Below are 19,631 nucleotides of genomic sequence, written 5' to 3'. Positions count from 1 at the left end.
CCCTTGCAATCGCTTCCTCCACGGCCAAGATGCGCCCCAAGCAACGCCGCTGCGCGCTGCTGTCCGATTTTCCGAGCCCTTGGGCTCTTTGCCATCTCATCGGGGTCTTCATGTCCAGTCTGCCGACCATCCAATTCGCTGCGCCCGCGCTTCCCTCGTCCGGTGTTCTGGTGCTCGTCACCGGCCGCGACGGCGCGTTGCCGGACGGTCTGCCGGAGGCGGTGAAGAGTGCGGCCGAGCGCGCGGCCTCGCTCGGCAAGTTCAAGGGCAAGGCGCTGGCGAGTGTCGATACGATCGCGCCATCCGAAAGCGGGCTGGATCGCGTCCTTTTGATCGGCGGACTGGGCGAGGAGGCTTCGCGCGAGGAAGAATGGCTGAAGCTCGGGGGCGCGATCGCCGCCAAGCTCTCGGGCGCGACAGAGGCGACGATCTGGACAGCGGGCGCCACCACCGTCCCGAACTCACGCGAGGCGGCCTCGATCGGCCTCGGCGTGCTGCTGCGCCTCTACAAGTTCGACCGCTACAAGTCGAAGAAGGCCAAGGAAGGCGAGGACGACGCCGCTGACGCGCCTCTGTCCGTCACCATCGCGGTTTCGGAGCCCGAGGCCGCTAAAGGCGCATTCGAGGAGCTGGAGGCCGTTGGCGAAGGTGTTCGGCTGGCACGCGATCTCGTCAACGAACCCGCCAACATCCTGACCACCACGGAATATGCGGCTCGCATCGAGGCGCTTCGCGCCACCGGTCTGGAGGTCGAGACGCTCGACGAAGACCAGATGCGCGAATTGAAGATGTTCGCGCTGCTCGGTGTTTCGCAGGGTTCTCCGACGCCGGCGCGGCTGTGCGTCATGCGCTGGAACGGCGGCGCGGCGGGCGAGGCGCCCGTCGCCTTCGTCGGTAAGGGCGTGGTGTTCGACACGGGCGGCGTGTCGATCAAGCCGGCGGCCGGCATGGACGAGATGAAGGGCGACATGGGCGGCTCTGCGGCCGTGGTCGGGCTGATGCGCGCGCTGGCTGGCCGCAAGGCGAAGGTCAACGCGATCGGCGTCGTCGGTCTCGTGGAAAACGCGGTGGACGGCATGGCCCAGCGTCCGGGCGACATTGTGACCGCCATGTCCGGCACGACGATCGAGGTGCTGAACACCGACGCCGAAGGCCGTCTCGTTCTGGCCGATGCGCTCTGGTACACGCAGGACCGCTTCAAGCCGCGCTTCATGGTGAACCTCGCGACGCTGACGGGGGCCATCATCGTCGCGCTCGGCAACCAGCATGCCGGCCTGTTTTCCAACAATGACGAACTGGCCGAGCGGCTTCTGTCCTCCGGCCTGGAGACGGGCGAGAAGGTCTGGCGCATGCCGCTCGGCAAGGACTACGACAAGATGATCGAGGGAAAGTTCGCCGACATCAAGAATGTCGGCAACGGGCGCTCCGCCGGCTCGATCACCGCCGCGCAGTTCCTTCAGCGCTTCGTCAACGATGTGCCTTGGGCTCATCTCGACGTCGCGGGCACCGCGATGGGTTCGCCCTCCAACGAGTACAACCAGTCCTGGGCCTCGGGCTTCGGCGTTCGCCTGCTGAACCGCCTGGTGGAAGAGCATTACGAAGCCCGCTGAGGTGGCGGAGGTTCTCTTCTATCACCTGACGGAAAGCCGTCTCGAGGAGGCCCTGCCGGACCTCCTCGAGCGTTCGCTGGCGCGCGGATGGCGCGCGATCGTACAGACGGTGACGACCGAGCGGCGCGACGCGCTGGACCAGCATCTCTGGGTCTATCGGGAGGATAGCTTCCTGCCGCATGGCACGGATGCCGATAGTTCAGGCGCGCTTCAGCCGATTCTTCTGACCACCGAGCCCGAGCAGCGGGCCAACGATCCGCATGTGCGCTTCATGGTGGAAGGGGCGGTACCAGCCAGTCTCGACGGCTGCGAGCGCGGCGTCTATCTTTTCGACGGACATGACGGCGAACAGGTGGCTTCCGCCAGAGCGCGCTGGACAGCGGAGAAATCCGCCGGGCACACGGTCACTTACTGGCAACAAACGGAAGATCGTCGTTGGGTAAAGAAAGCGTAGCCTGACGCACGGTCCCGAACTGGATCGGATCGTGGACGGGCGCGTCATGCTTGTCCACGAAGGCCAGAACCGCTTCGGCATAGCCTTCCGGGTCTTCCAGCGGGGCGGAATGGCCGACATCGGGCAGCACGACCAGACGCGCGCCGGGAATGGTGCGCGCCAGATATTCAGTGTGCCGGCGGCTGATGGCCTCGTCATGATCCCCGATCACGATTTCCGTGGGAACGCGGATCGACCGCAGATCATCCGCCGTGAAGTTCGGCTCGTTGGCCCAAAGAGCTTCGATCTCGTCCGAGATATCGTCATAATGCTTGAGCTCGGGCACAACGGCCGTCGCGGGATCGTAATCCTTCACGCCGTCCGGCGTGGCGTTCGCAGCCTGAATGAAGATGCGCGACAAACGCTCGGGATGCTTCATCGCGAGATCGAGTCCGATAATGCCCCCGTCGCTCCAGCCGACGAGATCGGTGCGCTCGATGCCGAGCGCATCCAGAAGCTCGAGATAGTCCTCGGCCATCAGATCGTATGTGATGGGATCGCTGGTGCGCGTCGAGCGGCCCTGGCCTCGGCTGTCAGCCAGAATGATCATGTGATGGGCCGACAGAGCTTCGATCTGCGCGCGCCAGACGCGACTGTCCGACAAGCCGCCATGGATGAGCAGGATCGGCGAGCCACGACCATAGACGCGGAAGAACATCTCGATGCCGTTCACGGCCGCGTAACCGGTCTGATTCGGCATCGGTCCGTTGACAAACGGACGCGGCGCGCTCGTGGCCGGAACGGCTGCGACAAACAGGGCGATCGAAAAGGTCGCTATGGATCGAAGCATGGCATAACCCCGAGTCGACCGCGCCACCGAGGCATGTCGTACGGGCGCTGAACGGGAGAATTAAAGGGCGGTTCCCTCCCGCTCAAGCTTTAGCAACCAGAGCTTGCCTTAACTTTTCGCAACTTAGCCCTTGTTAAGGATTTTACCCATCTGCCATCGCAGCGTCATGTTCGCTCGAAAGCTCGAGCCATTCGCCCTCGCATTTCTCCAGCGTGCGCTCGGCATTGGCTTTCTGCTTGGCGAAATCGGCGGCCTTGGCCGGGTCCTTGGTGTAGAGCGCGGGGTCGCCCAGCTTGCCGTCGAGTTCGGCAATGGTCTGCTGCAAGCGACCCATCTGGATTTCCAGAGTGGAGATCTTCTTCTTGAGCGGCTTCAGGGCTTCGCGCTTTTCGGCGGCCGCGCGGCGCTGGTCCACCTTCGAGACGGCGGCCGGCGCGTCCACGACGGCGACAGGCTCTCCCTGATTTCCACCCGCCGTCCGCGCGCCGGACAGGATCAGCCTCTTGTAGTCTTCCAGATCGCCGTCGTAACGCGAAACAGTGCCGTCGCCCACGATCCAGAGCCGGTCCATCGTCGCCTCGACCATGTGCCGGTCGTGGCTGATGAGGATGACCGCGCCTGAATAGTCGTTCAAGGCGTGAACGAGACTCTCGCGTGCTTCGATGTCCAGGTGGTTGGTCGGCTCGTCCAGAATCAGAAGGTTCGGCGCGTCCATGGTGGCAAGGCCCATGAGGAGGCGGGCCTTCTCGCCGCCCGACAGGCTGTCGGCCACCGTGTCCATCTTCTGCGTCGGCAGGCCCATCTGAGCCACACGCGCGCGGACCTTGGCTTCGGGCGCATCGGGCATGTGCCGGCGTACATGCTGCACGGCGGTCTCGTTGGGGCGCAGGTCGTCGATCTGATGCTGCGCGAACATCGCGATCTTGAGGCCGGGTGCGCGCGTGATCGAGCCGCTCTGTTCCCGCAGGCGGTCGGCGATCAGCTTGGCGAAGGTGGATTTGCCGTTGCCGTTCGCGCCGAGCAGCGCGATCCGGTCGTCCGCGTCGATCCGCAGGTTCAGATTGCGCAGGATCGAGCGCTCGGCCGAATAGCCAACCGAGACGTTTTCCATGCGGATGATCGGGGACGCGAGGATCTTTTCCGGCTCGGGAAAGACGAAGGGCGTGACATGCTCTTCGACGATGGCTTGAAGCGGCTTCATCCGTTCCAGCGCCTTGAGGCGGGATTGGGCCTGACGGGCCTTGCTCGCTTTGGCGCGGAAGCGCTCGACAAAAGCTTCCATATGCTTGCGGGCCGCGTCCTGCTTGACGATGGCCTTTTGCAGAAGCTCCAGCTTCTCGGCGCGCTGGCGCTCGAAACTGTCGTAATCGCCGCGATAGAAGACGAGCTTTTTCTGATCGAGATGCACGATCGCGTTGACGGCGTTGTTCAGCACGTCGCGGTCATGGCTGATGATCAGCACCGAATAGGGATAGCGCGACACGAAATTCTCGAGCCAGAGCGTGCCTTCGAGATCGAGATAGTTGGTCGGCTCGTCCAGAAGCAGAAGGTCGGGCCGCGAGAACAGAACGGCCGCCAGCGCGACGCGCATCCGCCAGCCGCCCGAAAAGCTCCCCACCGGGCGCGCCTGCGCCTGTGCGTCGAAGCCAAGGCCCGACAGGATGGCAGCGGCGCGCGCCTCGGCCGAATGGCTCTCGATATCGGCGAGCCGCAGGTGAATGTCGGAGATGCGGTCGGGATCGGTTGCCGTCTCGGCTTCCGCGAGCAGCGCCACGCGCTCTTCGTCGGCCTTCAGGACGATTTCGAGAAGCGACTCGTGCGTGCCCGGCGCTTCCTGCGCCACCTGGCCGATGCGCGTTCCCCGGGGGATCGAGACGCTGCCCGTCTCGGAGGCGAGTTCGCCGGTAATGACCCGAAACAAGGTCGACTTGCCTGCGCCATTGCGGCCGACGAGCCCCACCTTGGTCCCGCTCGGGATCATCAGGCTGGCATGGTCAATCAGAAGGCGTCCCGCGACGCGGGCGGACAAGTCGTTGATCTGAAGCATGGGGCGCTTTTGCCATGTTTGGCGCCTCGGCGAAAGAGTCCCTCAGTCCCGCCCGGTTTCGCGCAGGAAGGCGATCAGATCGAGGCCGGGCGCCTCCAGCCCAAAGCCGGTGAGCACCGCATGGGCCTGCCCGCGATGATGGGTCTGGTGGTTGAAGAGATGAAACAGCGCCGGGCCGAGCCGGCCGGAGACCTCTACCGGCCGTGTGATCGGCGTGTAGCGGAACTCACCGGCCAGCCGCGCCTCGTCCAGAGAAGCGATATAGCGTTCGATCCTGGCATCTTCGCTCACGCGCGCTTCGTGCAGCGGCTCGAACTTTTCGAAGAGAACCGCGTCGAGCCGATCGGGCGCGTCCCCTTCGCCGGTGAAACGGCGCATCCAGATGCGGTCGGTGGCCAGGAGGTGATTGAGCGTCCCCCGCATGGAGCGAAAGAACACGCCCCGATCCTCGGCGAAGCGCTCCGGCCCCAGCGCCGCGGCGGCCTCGAACAGGCGCGCATTGGCCCAGCTGTTATAGGCGGCAAACGTCATCAGCTGTTCGTGATACATAGGCTGATCCCATCCCGGAGGCAGGCCATGGTTCTAGCACTTTACGAACTTGTCGGGCGCGATTCGCAGCGGCCCTTCTCCCCTCATTGCTGGAAGGCGCGCCTGGCGCTGGCGCACAAGGGGCTATCGTTCGAGAGCCGCCCGGTGTCGTTCACCGAGGTCGCGTCGGTCGAGAACGGAACCGGGCGCACCGTGCCCGTGCTGTGCGACGGCGACGAGGTGGTGCAGGACAGTTTCGCCATCGCCCTTTATCTCGACCGCGCCTATCCCGACCGACCGTCGCTGTTCGGCGGCGAAGCCGGCGAGGGCGTGACGCGCTTCGTGGAAAGCTGGTCGCAGCGCACGATCCACCCCTATATCGCCTCGGTCGCCATTCTCGACATTCACGACGTGCTGGACGAGGAGAACCGCGCCTTCTTCCGCGCCAAGCGCGAAGCCGCTTTCGGTCGGCCGCTGGAGGCGGTGCAGGATGGGAGAGAAGCCGAGAAGCTCGCCGCGTTCCGTCGCTCGCTGGAGCCGCTTCGCGCGGCGCTCCAGAAGCAGTCTTTCATCGGCGGGGCCGAGCCGCGCTTTGCCGATTACATCGTCTTCAGCGCCTTCCAATGGCTCCGTATCGTTTCGACTTTCCAGGTGCTGGAGGTGGGCGATCCCGTGGCGGACTGGTTCGAGCGCTGCCTCGATCTGCATGGCGGGGAAGGGCGCTCGGTTTCGGCCGCGTGACGGCGCGTCCTTGCCGAGGCGCGGGGCCGCCGCTATAGAGCGGCCGATCCTCCAACTCCCCAGGGAATAGAGCCGATGGCGATCGAACGTACCTTCTCCATGATCAAGCCTGATGCGACCCGTCGCAATCTGACCGGCGCGATCACCAAGATGCTGGAAGAGGGTGGCCTTCGCGTCGTCGCTTCCAAGCGCGTGTGGATGAGCCGCCGCGAGGCGGAAGGCTTCTACGCCGTCCACAAGGAACGCCCCTTCTTCGGCGAGCTGGTCGAGTCCATGTCGGCCGGCCCGACGATCGTTCAGGTGCTGGAAGGCGAGAACGCCATCTCGCGCAATCGCGAGCTGATGGGCGCGACCAACCCGGCCCAGGCCGCCGAGGGCACGATCCGCAAGGTTCATGCGCTGTCGATCGGCGAGAACTCGGTGCATGGTTCGGACGCCGCCGAGACCGCCAAGGAAGAAATCGCCTACTGGTTCTCCGAGACCGAAATCGTCGGCTGATCCAGCCAGAACGATCCGTGTTCAGGACGCCGGCCTTCGGGCCGGCGTTTTCGTTTGCTTCGGTCAGTCGTCAGAGGCGGTGCCAGCGGTCGGCGGCATGGTCGTCGGTGTCCTTCGCCTCGACCCAACCGCCCGTCGTGCCGTCCTTCAGATGCTCGCGTTTCCAGAACGGGGCGCGCGTCTTCATGAAGTCCATCACGAAGCTCGCCGCCTCGAAGGCCGCGCTGCGATGGGTCGAGGCGCAGGCGACGAAGACGATCTCCTCGCCTGGGCGAACGAGCCCATAGCGATGGATGCAGGCGATGCGCGACAGGGACCAGCGCCCGCGCGCCTCAGCCGCGATCCGCGCGATCTCGCGTTCGGCCATGCCGGGATAATGTTCGAGTTCGAGGGCGGAGAGGCGTCCCTGCTCGTCCCGGCAATAGCCTGTGAAGGTCACGACCGCCCCTGCTTCACCATCGGGTGCGAAGGCGGCCATTTCGGCTGCGAGGTCGATTCGCGCCGATCGGACGGAAACCGCGACCGCGTTCATCTCAGCCGCCCGTCATGGGCGGGAAGATCGCGACTTCGCTGCATTCGCCGAGCGGTTCGGAATGCTCGGCATGTTCCTGATCGAGCGCCACGCGCACGGTCTCGGTTGCTTGAAGCGCATTGGCGTAGTTTTCGCCGCGCCCTTTGAGCCAGTGCAGAAAATCCTTCACCGTGACCACACCGGCGGGAAGCGCAATCTCCTCCTCGTCGAGGCCGACGCGCTCACGAATCCAGGCGAAATAAACGACCTTCATATCCCATCCTCGTTCTGCCCGCCCGAGGCCGGAAGCGCCTTGGCAAGGGGTCACACGTCGATATGGCGCAGCCCCGCGCGAAAGTAATCGTAGCCGGTGTAGAGCGTGATGATCGCGCTGATCCAGAGAAGCACGATGCCGGATTTGGTGATGAACGGCACCAGCGCGTCGCCTGCGGGGCCGGCCAGCAGGAAGGCGATGGCCACCATCTGCGTCGCGGTCTTCCACTTGGCGAGGCGCGTCACCGGGACGGAGACCTTCAGTTCCGCCAGATATTCGCGAAGGCCCGAGACAAGGATTTCGCGGCAGAGAATCACGATCGCCGCCCAGATCGTCCATCCCGCGATCGTGCCGTCGGCGGCCAGCAAGAGGAGGGCGGCCGCCACAAGGAGCTTGTCGGCGATCGGGTCCAGCATCCGGCCGATGGTCGAGGTCTGCTGCCAGGCGCGGGCGAGATAGCCGTCGAGCCAATCCGTGACGCTTGCGACGACGAAAAGGCCGAGCGCCCACCAGCGCGCGGCGTCCGAACCATGCAGCTTTCCTTCCACGAAGAAGCAGAGAACCACGAGCGGCACGGCGACGATTCGCGCGTAGGTCAGGATATTGGGAAGGTTCAGCGCCTTGGAGGCCATGAGTTCGGTCCGGTTCGGATGGGCGGCAGAATGCGAATGCGGCTGCCATGGGCTTGCTGATCGCCTGTTCAAACGCGGCGGCGGGCCTGCGTCAACATCGCCGCCCGCCTTTTGCGGCTGGATCGGTCGATTCCCGGCCGCGATCCCTCATTGTCGCTCGTGGAAATGATCGTAGATCGTCTTGGCCATGGCCGCCGAAATACCCTCGACCTTCAGGAGATCGTCGAAGGCGGCGCGCGACACGGCCTTGGCGGTTCCGAAATGATGCAGAAGCGCCCGCTTGCGCGAAGGACCGATGCCGCCGATCTCGTCCAGCGGATTGGCGGTCAGCTCCTTCTTCCGTTTGGCCCGGTGCGTGCCGATGGCGAAGCGATGGGCTTCGTCGCGGAGCCGCTGCACGAAATACAGAACGGGGTCGCGCGGGGGTAGGGAGAAGGGATCGCGGCCCTGGACGATGAAGCGCTCGCGCCCGGCATCGCGATCGACACCCTTGGCGACGCCGATCGTCGTGACCTTGTCGGCGATGCCGAGTTCGTCCAGAATCTTGCGCACGGCTGAAATCTGCCCCTTGCCGCCGTCCACCAGCACGAGGTCGGGCCAAGCCGGCATCTCGGCGCTGGCCAGCGCCTCTTCCGCGCTTTCGCTCTCAGTCGGCTGGAGCGTGGGCGCGGGGCCCGCGTCGCCATGCTCCTTCAGAAGGCGCGAGAAGCGCCGGGTCATGACCTCGCGCATCATGCCGAAATCGTCGCCCGGCGTGATGTCGGTGCCTTTGATGTTGAACTTGCGATACTGATTCTTGGCAAAGCCCTGCGGCCCGGCGACGATCATCGCGCCGACGGCGTTGGTGCCCATGATGTGGGAATTGTCGAAGACCTCGATCCGGCGTGGCACCTGTTCAAGGCCGAATGTCTCCTTCAGGCCAGCCAGAAGCCGCGCCTGAGAGGAGGTTTCGGCGAGCCGTCGGCCCAGCGCCTCGCTCGCATTGGCGGTCGCGTGGTCCACCAGGTCCTTCTTCTCGCCGCGCCGGGGCACGGCGATCTGAACGCGCCGACCGGCCTTGGTCGCCAGCGCCTCGGCCAGAACGGGGCCGTCCTCCACCTCCACCGGCAGGAGAATCAGCGAGGCGGGCGGTTTGTCGTCGTAGAACTGCGACAGAAACGCGCCGAGCACCTCGCCGGGCTCCAGCGTGGAGTCGGCCTTCGGGAAATAGGCCCGGTTGCCCCAGTTCTGCCCTGTGCGGAAGAAGAAGACCTGAATGCAGGTCAGGCCGCCTTCCTGATGAATGGCGAAGACATCGGCTTCCTCGACGCCATGCGGGTTGATGCCCTGATGGCCTTGGATATGGGCCAGCGCTGAGAGGCGATCGCGAAACACCGCCGCGCGCTCGAAATCGAGGTCTTCGGCCGCTTCCTGCATCGCGCCGGCAATCGCCTGCTTTACCTGATTGGAGCGCCCCGACAGGAAGCCCTTCGCATCGTTGACGAGGCTCGCATAATCCTCCAGCGAGACTTCGCGGGTGCAGGGGCCGGAGCAGCGCTTGATCTGGTAGAGCAGGCAAGGACGCGTGCGCGTTTCGTAGACCGAATCCGTGCAGGTGCGCAGGAGAAAAGCGCGCTGGAGCGAGGCCACCGTTCGCCCGACCGCGCCCCCCGAGGCGAAGGGTCCGAAATAGCTGCCCTTTCGCGAGCGCGCGCCGCGATGCTTGAAGATGGCCGGTGCCTCGTGATCGTCGGACACGAGAATATAGGGAAAGGACTTATCGTCCCGCATCAGGACGTTGAAGCGCGGCCGCAGGCGCTTGATCAGATTGGCTTCGAGAAGCAGCGCCTCGGTCTCGGTGCGCGTCGTCACGAATTCCATGTGCCGGGTCGCGCGGATCATCCGCATGATCCGGTTGGTATGGCCGGCCATCCTCGTGTAGCTCGCGACGCGCTTCTTCAGTGACTTCGCCTTGCCGACATAGAGAACCTCATTGGCCTCGTCGAACATGCGATAAACGCCGGGGCTGTTCGGCAACTGCTTCTGGAAGGCTGCGATCAGATCGGCGCCCACCAGCGTCTGATCGACGTCGCGCCCGCCATCGTCCCATTCGATCGCGGCGACGAGGCTGGCGGCCGACGAAGGCTCGGCCGCGATCTCCGCGTCCAGCTCTTCGCCAAAACCGTCCTCGTCGTCGTCGTCGATCTCGGGGGTCAGATCATCCATCATGTCGTCTTCGCTGCCAAAGCGCGGTGCGAGCCCGCGCCCCTTGTGTCGCATGGCGGTGCGCCATCGCCGCCGGGTTCGGCCGTTCGGCACGCCGTCTCCTTATATGATTCCTCGCTCGCCCAATGGGAGGGGTATGATGGCGGCTTGAGGGCGACGAGGGATCCCGCTTGTGGCGACCGTCGTGTCGGATATGCCGGAGAGTGTCACCCCGCTGCAATTGGCGGCGGCGCCGACTCGCGCTTATATCGTCTGGAGCCGTACGGCAGGATGTCAATCGTCCGGCTGCGGCATTTTGGCGAAACGCGAAGTTTGCTGAAACGCAAAGTTTGCTGAAACGCAACTTTTGCCGGGACGTGAAGTTTGGGAACGCGCCGTTCAAGCAGGCGTTGGCTCAGACAAGGTCGATCAATCGGTGGCGATGAAGCCGCCTGGGATGGAGTGGGTTCGATGAAGGTGTTCGGCGCCTTTGCGCTTGGCGCGACGCTGATGATCCTGACCCCGGCGGCGCAAGCGGCCGATGCGGTGCTGCCCGAGGCACCGGCGCCCGCAGCGCCGGCTCCTTCCGTCTACACATGGTCCGGCCCTTATGCCGGCGGTTTCGTCGGTTACAATTTTGCCCATTTCGACCAGACCGGCGGCGCAAGCTACAATGGCGAAGGCGCGGTTGGCGGCGTCTATGCCGGCTATAGCCTTCAGACCGAACGCTTCGTCTATGGTCTCGAAGCCGATATCGGCGCATCGGATGTGAACGCGGGCGGCTTCAATGTCGCGACGGGCGTTCCGATTTCGAGCGACTCCACGGCGTTCGGCTCGCTGCGCGCGCAGGTCGGCATCGCCTATGACCCGATCCTTCTGTTCGCCACGGGGGGTCTCGCCGTCTCGAACCAGGAGTTGACCCTTCGCGGGTTGACCGACGATCAGACCCATCTCGGCTACACGGTCGGCGCGGGTGTCGAGGCCAAGCTCGCCAAGGGTGTCACCTCGCGGGTCGAATATCGCTATTCCGACTTCGGCGAGAAGACTTATGATCTCGGAAACGTTGCGATTTCGTCGGGCTTCGACGAGCACTCGATCCGGGCCGGCCTCGGCGTGAAGTTCTGAAAATTCACACACCGGAAACGGAAACGGCGCCGAAAGGCGCCGTTCGCATGTCTGGGGTTTCTTAACTCAAGCCGCAGGTTTCATCGCTTCATAGGCCGGGTTCGCGGCGTAGAAGGCTTCGAGCCAGCGCACGAGCCCCGGGTTCTTCTCTTCGAAGGTGCCGGGATAGCGAAGCTGAATCCAGCCGAGATCGCTCGCGACCGCGAAATGCGCCAGACTGGGCTCGGCCGGCAGATGGGCGAGGTCGCCCTCCAGAACGTCCAGGGCGCGGTGCGCCCGGCGCCATTGCTTGTCGACCCAGGGCTGATGCCGCTTCTCTTCCGGGCGATAGCGCACTTCATAGAGCGTCGCCATCACGGCTTCGGTTAGCCCGTCCGCCAGCGCCTCGATACGCTTGCACAGCGTCCAGGCTTCCAGCCCTTGCGGGATCAGGAGATTGCCGCTCACCCGGTCGAGATACTCGCAGATCACGCGGCTGTCGTAGAGCGTCGAGCCGTCGTCCAGTTCCAGCGCCGGGATCTTGCCGATCGGATTGGTGCGCAGAAGGTCGTCGCCCTCAGCACTCGTATCCGTCGAGACGCAGTCGAGTTCGATCCCGCACAGATGCGCGGACATGCGAACCTTCGACGAGTAGGGCGAAGGCTTGGAGTAGAGAAGGCGCATAAGGGCTCCCGTTAGAAGCGGCGAAGCGATTCACAATTCGCGCCGTACACCTTCCAGGGGTCGAGGCCAAGGAAGCAACCTTCCGCGCGCCAGCTGACGCCGGCAAAACCCATCGGATGTTCGATGACATAATAGATCGTGCGGCGCTCGCCTGACGAGATCAGCGCCGTGCCCTGGCAGTAGCGGCGCTCGATCAGCTTGTGGCCACCCTTGGGCTGGTAGGACTTCTCGAACAGGTTGGAGAATTCCACGACCTGGAGCGCCGCGTGAACGGTGTTCGGCGTGCCATATTCGAACTGATCTTCGACCTGCGCCAGAACGCTCGGGTCTTCGCAGCTTGGCACGAGCGCCGTCGTCGTCACGACCACGGGGGGCGCTTCGACATAGTCGGCAGCCAACGCGGGGGCGACGCCGGATGTGGCGATGGCGAGGCTGAGGGCGGCGGAAAGGCGTCGGCGCATGGTGCGGCTTCCTCGAATGCGGGCGGAGTGGCGCGCGAGAATCATCGTTTGGCCACCATATTGCACCGAATCACTCTTCGGCCAGCACACGGACGCCACATTCCGCTTGCGTCGAGGTTTGCAGGACAGGTTGAAGCAAGCTCATGAGCGCCTTCGCCTCTTCGGCAAAGGTGAAGGGTGGGTTGACGACGACGAAGCCGGTGCCGACCAGCGGCTCGTCCGGCGCGAAGGGCTCGCGCCAGAAATCGGCCGCCACGATATTGGGTATGCCGCTATCGCGCAGCAGGTCGTGAAAGCGCCCGTACTGCGCCGGACGCTTCAGCGGATACCAGACGGCGTAGATGCCGCCCGGCCAGCGCGCATGGGCACGCTGCAATTGCTCGACGATTGTCTCGATCTCGTCCGTCCGCTCGAAGGGCGGATCGATGAGGACGAGCCCGCGCTTTTCCTTCGGCGGCACATGGGCGCCAAGGGCCAGCCAGCCGTCGAGTTCGATCGTCTTCACCTGCACATCGCCTGCGAATTGCTCGGCGAGAGCAGCGGCATCGACCGGGTGAAGCTCGTAGGCGCTCAGCCGGTCTTGCCGACGCAGGAGATGGCGCGCGATCAGAGGCGAGCCGGGATAGGCGTCCGGTCCGAACCGCGCCCGCGTGTCTTCCACGGCCGCGCGATAGTCGGCCAGAAGCGGATCGTCCCAGGCGGGCGAGGCGATCAGCCGATCGATGCCTTCCGCCCCTTCGCCGGTGCGCCGCGCCTCGTCGCCCGACAGATCGTAGAGCCCGCGGCCGGCATGGGTGTCCATGACGCGGAAGGGCTTCTCCTTGCGCTGGAGATAGCGGATCAGCGAGCAGAGCAGGGCGTGTTTGACGACATCTGCGAAATTGCCGGCATGAAAGGCGTGGCGGTAGTTCACGTCGATTTCTTTCGCGTTTGAGGACGCTCTGTTCACCCGTTCGATGCCGCGATGCGGAACCCGAGCACCTATCTCGCCGTCTCGTACCTGAAACTGCGCTCTGCGCAAAATTCCAGACAAGGAACCGTCGATGGCCCCGTCCAAGATTTTCGAACCCTTCGACCTCGGTCCGCTGCATCTTTCCAACCGCACCGTCATGGCGCCGCTGACCCGCTCGCGCGCCACCTCCGACGGCGTGCCCAAGGAGATGCATGTCGAATATTATCGTCAGCGCGCCGGGGCGGGTCTGATCATTTCCGAGGCAACCAACATCTCCGTCGAGGGGCGCGGCTATGCCTGGACGCCCGGCATCTATTCGGACGAGCAGGTCACGGCCTGGAAGAAGGTGACCGACGCCGTTCATGCCGAGGGCGGCAAGATCGTGCTCCAGCTCTGGCATGTCGGCCGTATCTCGCACCCGGACCTCCAGCCCGACGGCGAGCTGCCGGTCGCACCGTCCGCCGTCAAGCCGAGCGGCAAGGCCTTCACGGAGGAGGGCTTCAAGGACCATGTGGAGCCGCGCGCGCTGGAGGAGAGCGAACTCCCGCGCCTGATCCGGGACTACGTGCGCGCCACGCGGAACGCCCGCGCCGCCGGCTTCGACGGGGTCGAGGTGCACTCGGCCAATGGCTATCTGCTGGACCAGTTCCTGCGGGACGGCACCAACACGCGCACGGACCGCTACGGCGGCTCCATTGAAAACCGCATGCGCTTTCCGCTCGAGGTCGTGGACGCCGTGGTGGCGGCCTGGGACAAGGAGCATGTCGGCATCCGCATTTCGCCCGTCACGGTCATGGGCGGCTCCAGCGAGAGCGATCAGCAGAGCCTCTTCAATGCCTATGTCGAGGAACTCGACAAGCGCAGCCTTCTCTATCTCCATGTGATCGAAGGGCAGACCGGCGGCGACCGCGACAAGGACGGCTTCGACTATCACGCCCTGCGCCAGCGCTTCCACGGCACCTACATGGGCAACAACGAGTATGACATCCCGCTCGCCCAACAGCGCCTCGAGGCCGGCGAGATTGATCTCGTGTGCTTCGGAAAGCTGTTCATTTCCAACCCGGATCTCGTCACGCGCATCCGCCTCGGGGCGCCGCTCAACGATTGGGACAAGGACACGTTCTATGGCGGCGATGAGCACGGCTATACGGACTATCCCGCACTGACCCCCGAGGAACAGGCGCGCTACGGGCAGGCGGCCTGAGGCAGGCTCCGAGGTCGGCCCATGGCGGGCCGGCCTCACGCAGTTTGATGCGTCGCATGTCGAAAATGAATTGGGGCCGGGCTCGGTGCGTGCGATAGGATCGCGCCATGAACCAGCACGTCACGCCCCGCACCGGCTTCACCGCCTGCCCGCACGATTGCCCTTCGACCTGCGCGCTCGAAGTGGAAATCCTCGCCCCCAACCGCATCGGCCGCGTGCGCGGGGCGGAGGGGAACAGCTACACGGCCGGCGTGATCTGCGCCAAGGTCGCCCGCTATGCCGAGCGCGTGCATCATCCCGACCGCCTCCTGAAGCCGCTTCAGCGGGTCGGGGCCAAGGGGGAGGGCCAGTGGCGCGAAATCGGCTGGGACGACGCGCTCGACCTCGTGGCCGAGAAGTTCTTGGCGGCCGAGGCGCGCTACGGCTCGGAAGCCGTCTGGCCCTATTATTACGCGGGAACGATGGGGCTCGTGCAGCGCGACGGCATCAACCGCCTGCGCCATGCCAAGCGCTATAGCGGCGAATTCGGGTCCATCTGCACCAATCTCGCCTGGACGGGCTTCGTCGCGGGCACGGGGCGGCTGGCGGGCGTCGACCCGCGCGAAATGGCCCAGTCCGACTGCGTGGTGATCTGGGGCACCAATGCGGTGGCGACGCAGGTCAACGTCATGACCCACGCCGTTCGCGCCCGGAAGGAGCGCGGCGCGCCCATCGTCGTGATCGACATCTACGATAACCCGACCATGAAGCAGGCCGATATCGCACTGAAGCTGCGGCCCGGCACGGACGGGGCGCTGGCCTGCGCCCTCATGCATATCGGCTTTCGCGACGGCACGGCCGACCGCGCCTATCTCGCGCAGTATGGCGACGACCCGGCCGGGCTGGAGGCGCATCTCCAAAGCCGCACGCCGGAATGGGCGAGCGCCATCACAGGCCTGTCGGTCGAGGAGATCGAGGGTTTCGCCGCCCTGATCGGGCGCACGAAGCGCACCTTCTTCCGGCTCGGCTACGGCTTTTCGCGCCAGCGCAACGGCGCGGTCGCGATGCACGCGGCGCTCTCGGTGCCGACCGTCTATGGCCATTGGCAGCACGAGGGCGGCGGGGCCTTTCATAACAACGGCGCGCTCTGGCGCTTCGACAAGGCTCTCATCGAAGGGCTGGGCGATGAGGACACGTCCATCCGCTATCTCGACCAGTCCCGCATCGGTGCCGTGCTGACCGGAGACAAGGGCGCGCTGGCCGGCGGGCCGCCGGTGACGGCGATGATCGTGCAGAACACCAATCCGGCCAATGTCGCGCCCGAGCAGCGCGATGTCGTGCGCGGTCTCCGGCGCGAGGATCTCTTCGTCGCCGTCCACGAGCAGTTCATGACGGATACGGCGCGCCTGGCCGATCTCGTGCTGCCGGCGGCGACCTCGATGGAATATGACGACATCTATCGCGGCGGCGGTCAGAGCCATATCCTGTTCGGGCCGAAGCTGATCGACGCGCCCGAGACCGTGCGAACCAACCATTTCGTGGTGGAGGAACTCGCCAAGCGCCTCGGCGTCGCGGATCGGCCGGGCTTCGGTATGAGCGAGCGCGAGCTGATCGACGATCTTCTGCGTCGCAGCGGCTATGAGGGCCTGGCGCATCTGGAAGCCGAACGCTGGCTCGACGTGCAGCCGGGCTTCAAGGAGGCGCATTATCTCGCCGGCTTCGCGACCGCCGACCGTCGCTTCCGCTTCCGCGTCGATTGGGCGAGCCTTTCCGCGCCCGATCGCCCGCCGGAAAGCATGGGATTGCTCGGGCCGGTCGAAAAGCTGCCGAGCTTTCCCGACCATGCGGCCTTGATCGAAGACGCCGACGCGGAGCACCCGTTCCGGCTGGCGACGCCGCCGGCCCGTCAGTTCCTGAACTCCACCTTCGCGGAAACGGAAGGCTCGCGAAAGCGCGAGGGTAAGCCCGAACTCAAGATGCACCCGGACGACGCCACGCGGCTTGGGCTGGCAGATGGTCAGCGCGTCGAGATCGGCAATCGGCGCGGCGATATCGTCCTTGCGCTCAAGATCGACGCGGCGACCAAGCCCGGCGTTCTGATCCATGAAGGGCTATGGCCGAACGGGGCTTTCGAGCGCGGCGAAGGGATCAACGTGCTGACCGGAGCGGACCCGGCCGCGCCCTTCGGAGGCGCGGCCTTTCATGACAATCGCGTCTGGCTGCGAGCGCTTTAGACGCTGGGTAAGGTCTTGCGGGCGTCGAGGGCCGACATCAGGAGGCCGACGCCCGACGAGAGAAAGGAAATGCCGAGGAACACACCGATCGCCCAGACGGCCGTTCCCGGCAGACCCAGAACGATCATGAGCGCGAGCGCGACATTGAGAACGCCCGAGGCGATCAGGAGCACATGCCGGCTGGTCGAATCTCTGACAGCGCCTGCGATCGAAAAGCTCGCGATGCCCACCAGCAGGAAGTAGAGAGCCAGAACCCAGGTCAGCGTGACAGCGCCGGCCATCGGGTTCCAGAGAATGACCCCGCCGAGCAGCACCGACAGCACGGCCAGCAGAATGTGGGACCAGAAGCCCGGCGCGTTGCGGGCGCGGATGGCGGACAGGAGACCCACCGCGCCGCCCAGCAGCATCAGCCATCCGAAGAAGATCGTCGAAGCCAGCGTCGCGGCCAATGGCACGACGAGCGCGAGGATGCCGACGACACAAAGCAAGCCACCTTGGAAGGCGTAGAACTTCCAGTGATCATGCAGGAAGCGCTGCATCGGCGCGGTGTCCTGGCGGAATGTGCCGGACGAGGAAAAGTCAGGGAGCGAAACCATGTGAACCTCCTTTGTGCGACATCTCGACGCATAAATGGAGTGCCGGCCAAGGGGGTTCCGCCCGGGCTTGTGAAGCTTTGTTAATGCTCCAACAGAAAGGCTCGGCCGCCGACCGAGAGAAGCGCCGGGGCCTTCGCATCGCCGGGCTTCGGCGTGAAGTGCGAACTCGCGCCGTCCATGGAGACGCCGCCCGAAGCGAAGAGCGCGAGGCTCTCGACATAAAGCCGATGCTCGACAGGGATCAGCCGCGCGGCGAGGTCGTCCGGCGTATCGCCGGGTCGCACCGGCACGACGGCCTGCCCGATGATCGGACCTTCATCCATGATTTCGGTGACGAAATGGACGGTGCAGCCATGCAGCCGGGCACCCGCTGCAATGGCGCGCTCATGCGTGTGCAGGCCAGGGAAGAGCGGCAGAAGCGAGGGATGAACGTTGATCATCCGCCCGGCCCAGCGCGCCGTAAACGCCGGTGTCAGAAGTCGCATATAGCCGGCCAGGCAGATGATGTCCGGCTGCGCGCGCTCCAGCGCGGCGTTGACCTCGGCCTCGTGCGCCTCGCGTGACGAGAAAAGCTTGTGATCGACGGCCACGGCCTCGATGCCCGCCGCGCGAGCGGTCTCCAGCCCTTGCGCCTCGGGGCGGTTCGACAGGACAAGAACGATCTCGGCGGGATAGTCGGGGCGTCCCGCCGCTTCGAGCAGCGCCTTCATGTTGGAGCCGCGTCCTGAGATCAGGACCGCGACCCGCTTGCGAGCCCCTTCAGTCAAAGCGCCAGCCCGCCGTTGAAAGTCACCGGCTTCTCGCTCCCACGTGTCAGAATGCGACCGAGCGACACGACGCTTTCGCCTTCGCTCTGGAGAATGGCCGCGACCGAGGCGGCTTCCGCTTGCGACACGACGACGATCATGCCGATGCCGCAATTGAAGGTGCGCAGCATCTCGGCTTCGGCAACACCGCCCTGCTGAGCGAGCCAAGCGAAAACGGGCGGAACCGCGACGGCGTGAAGATCGATATCGGCGCGCAGATGGTCGGGCAGAACGCGCGGAATGTTCTCCGGGAAGCCGCCGCCGGTGATGTGGGCGAGCGCCTTCACGCCGTTGCCGGCGCGGATGGCCGCAAGCAGCGGCTTCACATAGATGCGCGTCGGCTCCAGCAGAGCCTGTGCCAGCGTGCGGCTGGTGTCGAACGGGGCAGGGGCGTCATAAGCCGCGCCGGCCTTCTCCACGATGCGGCGCACCAGCGAATAGCCGTTGGAATGGACGCCGGAGGAGGCGAGGCCGAGAATGACGTCGCCCTCGGTCAGTTCGGCGCTCGGCAGAAGCCGGCCGCGCTCGGCCGCGCCCACGGCGAAACCGGCGAGGTCATAGTCCTTCTCAGCGTAAAGACCGGGCATCTCGGCCGTCTCGCCGCCGATCAGCGCGCAGCCGGCCTGACGGCAGCCCTCGGCGATGCCGGCTACGATCGCTTCGCCCTGCGCGGGGTCAAGCTTTCCGGTCGCGAAATAGTCGAGGAAGAAAAGCGGCTCCGCACCCTGAACCACAAGATCGTTGACGCACATGGCCACGAGATCGATGCCGATCGTGTCGTGCAGGCCGGTGTCGATCGCGATCTTCAGCTTGGTGCCGACGCCGTCATTGGCCGCAACCAGAACCGGATCGGTGAAGCCGGCCGCCTTCAGATCGAACAACCCGCCGAACCCGCCGATTTCGCCGTCGGCCCCTGGACGCCGCGTCGAGCGCACCAGCGGCTTGATGCGCTGGACGAGTTCGTTGCCCGCGTCGATGTCGACGCCGGCTTCGGCATAGGTCAAACCGTTCGTGGTCTCGGCGGTCATGGCAGCGGTTCCCGTTTGGGGCGAGTTCGCACAGTCGCATCGCGCGGGCAAGACTTTCCATGCGTGAGATCGCCACGAATCTCGGCCGAAAGACGCGGTTCGTGCGCGCGGCGGCGAGGGATAGGGTTGAGGAAGGGTGAAGAACTCGTCTGCCGGGGCTGTTCCGACCGCCGCATCGTTCGAGTTTTCCCCTTTGTGCACATGCTCTCTGCCAGGGCTTGACCCGTCTTGGAGGGGCTGCCTATCTCGACAGTCGAGCGCGCCCGCCCGCCCTC

Annotated in this window: 20 protein-coding genes; 7 read left to right on the top strand and 13 right to left on the bottom strand. The window is 65.1% G+C overall.

Going from position 1 to position 19,631, the window contains the following annotated elements; genetic code table 11:
- Window positions 1–110 precede the first annotated feature (110 nt).
- Together NS365_RS08185 and NS365_RS08180 are read left to right on the top strand one after the other, a co-directional pair.
- On the top strand, window positions 111–1,610 hold the full coding sequence (locus NS365_RS08185) for a leucyl aminopeptidase (RefSeq protein WP_058599905.1): 1,500 nt from the start codon (window positions 111–113) through the stop codon (window positions 1,608–1,610).
- Between the two features lies 1 nt (window position 1,611).
- The gene (locus NS365_RS08180) at window positions 1,612–2,064 is read left to right on the top strand and encodes a DNA polymerase III subunit chi (protein WP_058599798.1); all 453 of its coding nucleotides are present in this window, start codon (window positions 1,612–1,614) and stop codon (window positions 2,062–2,064) included.
- Here the strand turns inward: NS365_RS08180 and NS365_RS08175 are convergent.
- The 3 genes from NS365_RS08175 to NS365_RS08165 form a co-directional block, all read right to left on the bottom strand.
- A complete protein-coding gene (locus tag NS365_RS08175; RefSeq protein ID WP_058599797.1) occupies window positions 2,015–2,893 on the bottom strand; it encodes an alpha/beta fold hydrolase in 879 nt (292 codons plus the stop codon). The genes NS365_RS08180 and NS365_RS08175 overlap by 50 nt on opposite strands.
- Window positions 2,894–3,035: 142 nt before the next feature.
- A complete protein-coding gene (locus tag NS365_RS08170; RefSeq protein ID WP_058599796.1) occupies window positions 3,036–4,940 on the bottom strand; it encodes an ABC-F family ATP-binding cassette domain-containing protein in 1,905 nt (634 codons plus the stop codon).
- Window positions 4,941–4,982: 42 nt separating this feature from the next.
- Window positions 4,983–5,489 (bottom strand): DinB family protein, encoded by a 507-nt coding sequence (locus tag NS365_RS08165; protein WP_082684504.1) that lies wholly within the window; start codon window positions 5,487–5,489, stop codon window positions 4,983–4,985.
- A gap of 27 nt (window positions 5,490–5,516) precedes the next feature.
- Here NS365_RS08165 and NS365_RS08160 point away from each other — a divergent pair, with 27 nt between their 5' ends.
- Both NS365_RS08160 and ndk read left to right on the top strand, forming a co-directional pair.
- Window positions 5,517–6,209, top strand: coding sequence for a glutathione S-transferase family protein (locus NS365_RS08160; protein WP_058599795.1), 693 nt, complete (start codon window positions 5,517–5,519; stop codon window positions 6,207–6,209).
- 75 nt (window positions 6,210–6,284) lie between these two features.
- A complete protein-coding gene (ndk, locus tag NS365_RS08155; protein ID WP_019995658.1) occupies window positions 6,285–6,707 on the top strand; it encodes a nucleoside-diphosphate kinase in 423 nt (140 codons plus the stop codon).
- A 70-nt stretch (window positions 6,708–6,777) separates the two neighbouring features.
- Here the strand turns inward: ndk and NS365_RS08150 are convergent, their stop codons facing one another.
- From NS365_RS08150 to uvrC, 4 genes are all read right to left on the bottom strand, one after another.
- The gene (locus tag NS365_RS08150; protein WP_058599794.1) at window positions 6,778–7,239 is read right to left on the bottom strand and encodes a molybdenum cofactor biosynthesis protein MoaE; all 462 of its coding nucleotides are present in this window, start codon (window positions 7,237–7,239) and stop codon (window positions 6,778–6,780) included.
- A 1-nt stretch (window position 7,240) separates the two neighbouring features.
- Window positions 7,241–7,492, bottom strand: coding sequence for a molybdopterin converting factor subunit 1 (gene moaD / locus NS365_RS08145; protein ID WP_058599793.1), 252 nt, complete (start codon window positions 7,490–7,492; stop codon window positions 7,241–7,243).
- Between the two features lie 50 nt (window positions 7,493–7,542).
- Window positions 7,543–8,124, bottom strand: coding sequence for a CDP-diacylglycerol--glycerol-3-phosphate 3-phosphatidyltransferase (gene pgsA / locus NS365_RS08140; protein WP_058599792.1), 582 nt, complete (start codon window positions 8,122–8,124; stop codon window positions 7,543–7,545).
- Between the two features lie 147 nt (window positions 8,125–8,271).
- Window positions 8,272–10,332 carry an excinuclease ABC subunit UvrC gene (gene uvrC, locus NS365_RS08135; protein WP_430515417.1) on the bottom strand — a complete coding sequence of 687 codons (2,061 nt, stop codon included), beginning with the start codon at window positions 10,330–10,332 and terminating at the stop codon, window positions 8,272–8,274.
- A gap of 447 nt (window positions 10,333–10,779) precedes the next feature.
- Here uvrC and NS365_RS08130 point away from each other — a divergent pair, with 447 nt between their 5' ends.
- Window positions 10,780–11,433, top strand: coding sequence for an outer membrane protein (locus NS365_RS08130; RefSeq protein WP_058599790.1), 654 nt, complete (start codon window positions 10,780–10,782; stop codon window positions 11,431–11,433).
- A 66-nt stretch (window positions 11,434–11,499) separates the two neighbouring features.
- Here NS365_RS08130 and NS365_RS08125 read toward each other — a convergent pair whose 3' ends face one another.
- The 3 genes from NS365_RS08125 to NS365_RS08115 form a co-directional block, all read right to left on the bottom strand.
- Window positions 11,500–12,096: a glutathione S-transferase family protein gene (locus tag NS365_RS08125; RefSeq protein ID WP_058599789.1), complete on the bottom strand. Its 597-nt coding sequence runs from the start codon at window positions 12,094–12,096 to the stop codon at window positions 11,500–11,502.
- A gap of 11 nt (window positions 12,097–12,107) precedes the next feature.
- Entirely contained in the window at window positions 12,108–12,557 is a 450-nt protein-coding gene (locus NS365_RS08120) for a hypothetical protein (RefSeq protein WP_244498402.1), read from the bottom strand.
- 70 nt (window positions 12,558–12,627) lie between these two features.
- On the bottom strand, window positions 12,628–13,470 hold the full coding sequence (locus NS365_RS08115) for a 23S rRNA (adenine(2030)-N(6))-methyltransferase RlmJ (RefSeq protein ID WP_058599787.1): 843 nt from the start codon (window positions 13,468–13,470) through the stop codon (window positions 12,628–12,630).
- 130 nt (window positions 13,471–13,600) lie between these two features.
- Between NS365_RS08115 and NS365_RS08110 the strand changes: the two genes are divergently transcribed.
- Together NS365_RS08110 and NS365_RS08105 are read left to right on the top strand one after the other, a co-directional pair.
- Window positions 13,601–14,713 carry an alkene reductase gene (locus tag NS365_RS08110; RefSeq protein WP_058599786.1) on the top strand — a complete coding sequence of 371 codons (1,113 nt, stop codon included), beginning with the start codon at window positions 13,601–13,603 and terminating at the stop codon, window positions 14,711–14,713.
- Between the two features lie 107 nt (window positions 14,714–14,820).
- Window positions 14,821–16,926, top strand: a complete 2,106-nt coding sequence (locus NS365_RS08105; protein ID WP_058599785.1) for a molybdopterin-containing oxidoreductase family protein — start codon at window positions 14,821–14,823, stop codon at window positions 16,924–16,926.
- Here NS365_RS08105 and NS365_RS08100 read toward each other — a convergent pair.
- From NS365_RS08100 to purM, 3 genes are all read right to left on the bottom strand, one after another.
- Window positions 16,923–17,522 (bottom strand): HdeD family acid-resistance protein, encoded by a 600-nt coding sequence (locus tag NS365_RS08100; RefSeq protein ID WP_058599784.1) that lies wholly within the window; start codon window positions 17,520–17,522, stop codon window positions 16,923–16,925. The genes NS365_RS08105 and NS365_RS08100 overlap by 4 nt on opposite strands.
- Before the next feature lie 80 nt (window positions 17,523–17,602).
- On the bottom strand, window positions 17,603–18,289 hold the full coding sequence (gene purN / locus NS365_RS08095; protein WP_153003703.1) for a phosphoribosylglycinamide formyltransferase: 687 nt from the start codon (window positions 18,287–18,289) through the stop codon (window positions 17,603–17,605).
- Window positions 18,286–19,356: a phosphoribosylformylglycinamidine cyclo-ligase gene (purM, locus tag NS365_RS08090; RefSeq protein WP_058599783.1), complete on the bottom strand. Its 1,071-nt coding sequence runs from the start codon at window positions 19,354–19,356 to the stop codon at window positions 18,286–18,288. The genes purN and purM overlap by 4 nt, the downstream gene beginning before the upstream one ends.
- Between the last annotated feature and the right edge of the window lie 275 nt (window positions 19,357–19,631).

Origin of the sequence: Aureimonas ureilytica (genome assembly GCF_001475935.1) — a bacterium.
Classification (GTDB): Bacteria; Pseudomonadota; Alphaproteobacteria; order Rhizobiales; family Rhizobiaceae; genus Aureimonas; species Aureimonas ureilytica_A.
This window is presented reverse-complemented; position numbering and strand designations above follow the sequence as displayed.

What these genes read in the sequence shown, in the direction of transcription:
- NS365_RS08185 (WP_058599905.1), top strand. Translation starts at nt 111, where the DNA reads ATGTCCAGTCTGCCGACCATCCAATTCGCTGCGCCCGCGCTTCCCTCG.
- NS365_RS08175 (WP_058599797.1), bottom strand. Translation starts at nt 2,893, where the DNA reads ATGCTTCGATCCATAGCGACCTTTTCGATCGCCCTGTTTGTCGCAGCC.
- NS365_RS08170 (WP_058599796.1), bottom strand. Translation starts at nt 4,940, where the DNA reads ATGCTTCAGATCAACGACTTGTCCGCCCGCGTCGCGGGACGCCTTCTG.
- NS365_RS08165 (WP_082684504.1), bottom strand. Translation starts at nt 5,489, where the DNA reads ATGTATCACGAACAGCTGATGACGTTTGCCGCCTATAACAGCTGGGCC.
- NS365_RS08160 (WP_058599795.1), top strand. Translation starts at nt 5,517, where the DNA reads ATGGTTCTAGCACTTTACGAACTTGTCGGGCGCGATTCGCAGCGGCCC.
- ndk (WP_019995658.1), top strand. Translation starts at nt 6,285, where the DNA reads ATGGCGATCGAACGTACCTTCTCCATGATCAAGCCTGATGCGACCCGT.
- NS365_RS08150 (WP_058599794.1), bottom strand. Translation starts at nt 7,239, where the DNA reads ATGAACGCGGTCGCGGTTTCCGTCCGATCGGCGCGAATCGACCTCGCA.
- moaD (WP_058599793.1), bottom strand. Translation starts at nt 7,492, where the DNA reads ATGAAGGTCGTTTATTTCGCCTGGATTCGTGAGCGCGTCGGCCTCGAC.
- pgsA (WP_058599792.1), bottom strand. Translation starts at nt 8,124, where the DNA reads ATGGCCTCCAAGGCGCTGAACCTTCCCAATATCCTGACCTACGCGCGA.
- uvrC (WP_430515417.1), bottom strand. Translation starts at nt 10,332, where the DNA reads ATGATGGATGATCTGACCCCCGAGATCGACGACGACGACGAGGACGGT.
- NS365_RS08130 (WP_058599790.1), top strand. Translation starts at nt 10,780, where the DNA reads ATGAAGGTGTTCGGCGCCTTTGCGCTTGGCGCGACGCTGATGATCCTG.
- NS365_RS08125 (WP_058599789.1), bottom strand. Translation starts at nt 12,096, where the DNA reads ATGCGCCTTCTCTACTCCAAGCCTTCGCCCTACTCGTCGAAGGTTCGC.
- NS365_RS08120 (WP_244498402.1), bottom strand. Translation starts at nt 12,557, where the DNA reads ATGCGCCGACGCCTTTCCGCCGCCCTCAGCCTCGCCATCGCCACATCC.
- NS365_RS08110 (WP_058599786.1), top strand. Translation starts at nt 13,601, where the DNA reads ATGGCCCCGTCCAAGATTTTCGAACCCTTCGACCTCGGTCCGCTGCAT.
- NS365_RS08105 (WP_058599785.1), top strand. Translation starts at nt 14,821, where the DNA reads ATGAACCAGCACGTCACGCCCCGCACCGGCTTCACCGCCTGCCCGCAC.
- NS365_RS08100 (WP_058599784.1), bottom strand. Translation starts at nt 17,522, where the DNA reads ATGGTTTCGCTCCCTGACTTTTCCTCGTCCGGCACATTCCGCCAGGAC.
- purM (WP_058599783.1), bottom strand. Translation starts at nt 19,356, where the DNA reads ATGACCGCCGAGACCACGAACGGTTTGACCTATGCCGAAGCCGGCGTC.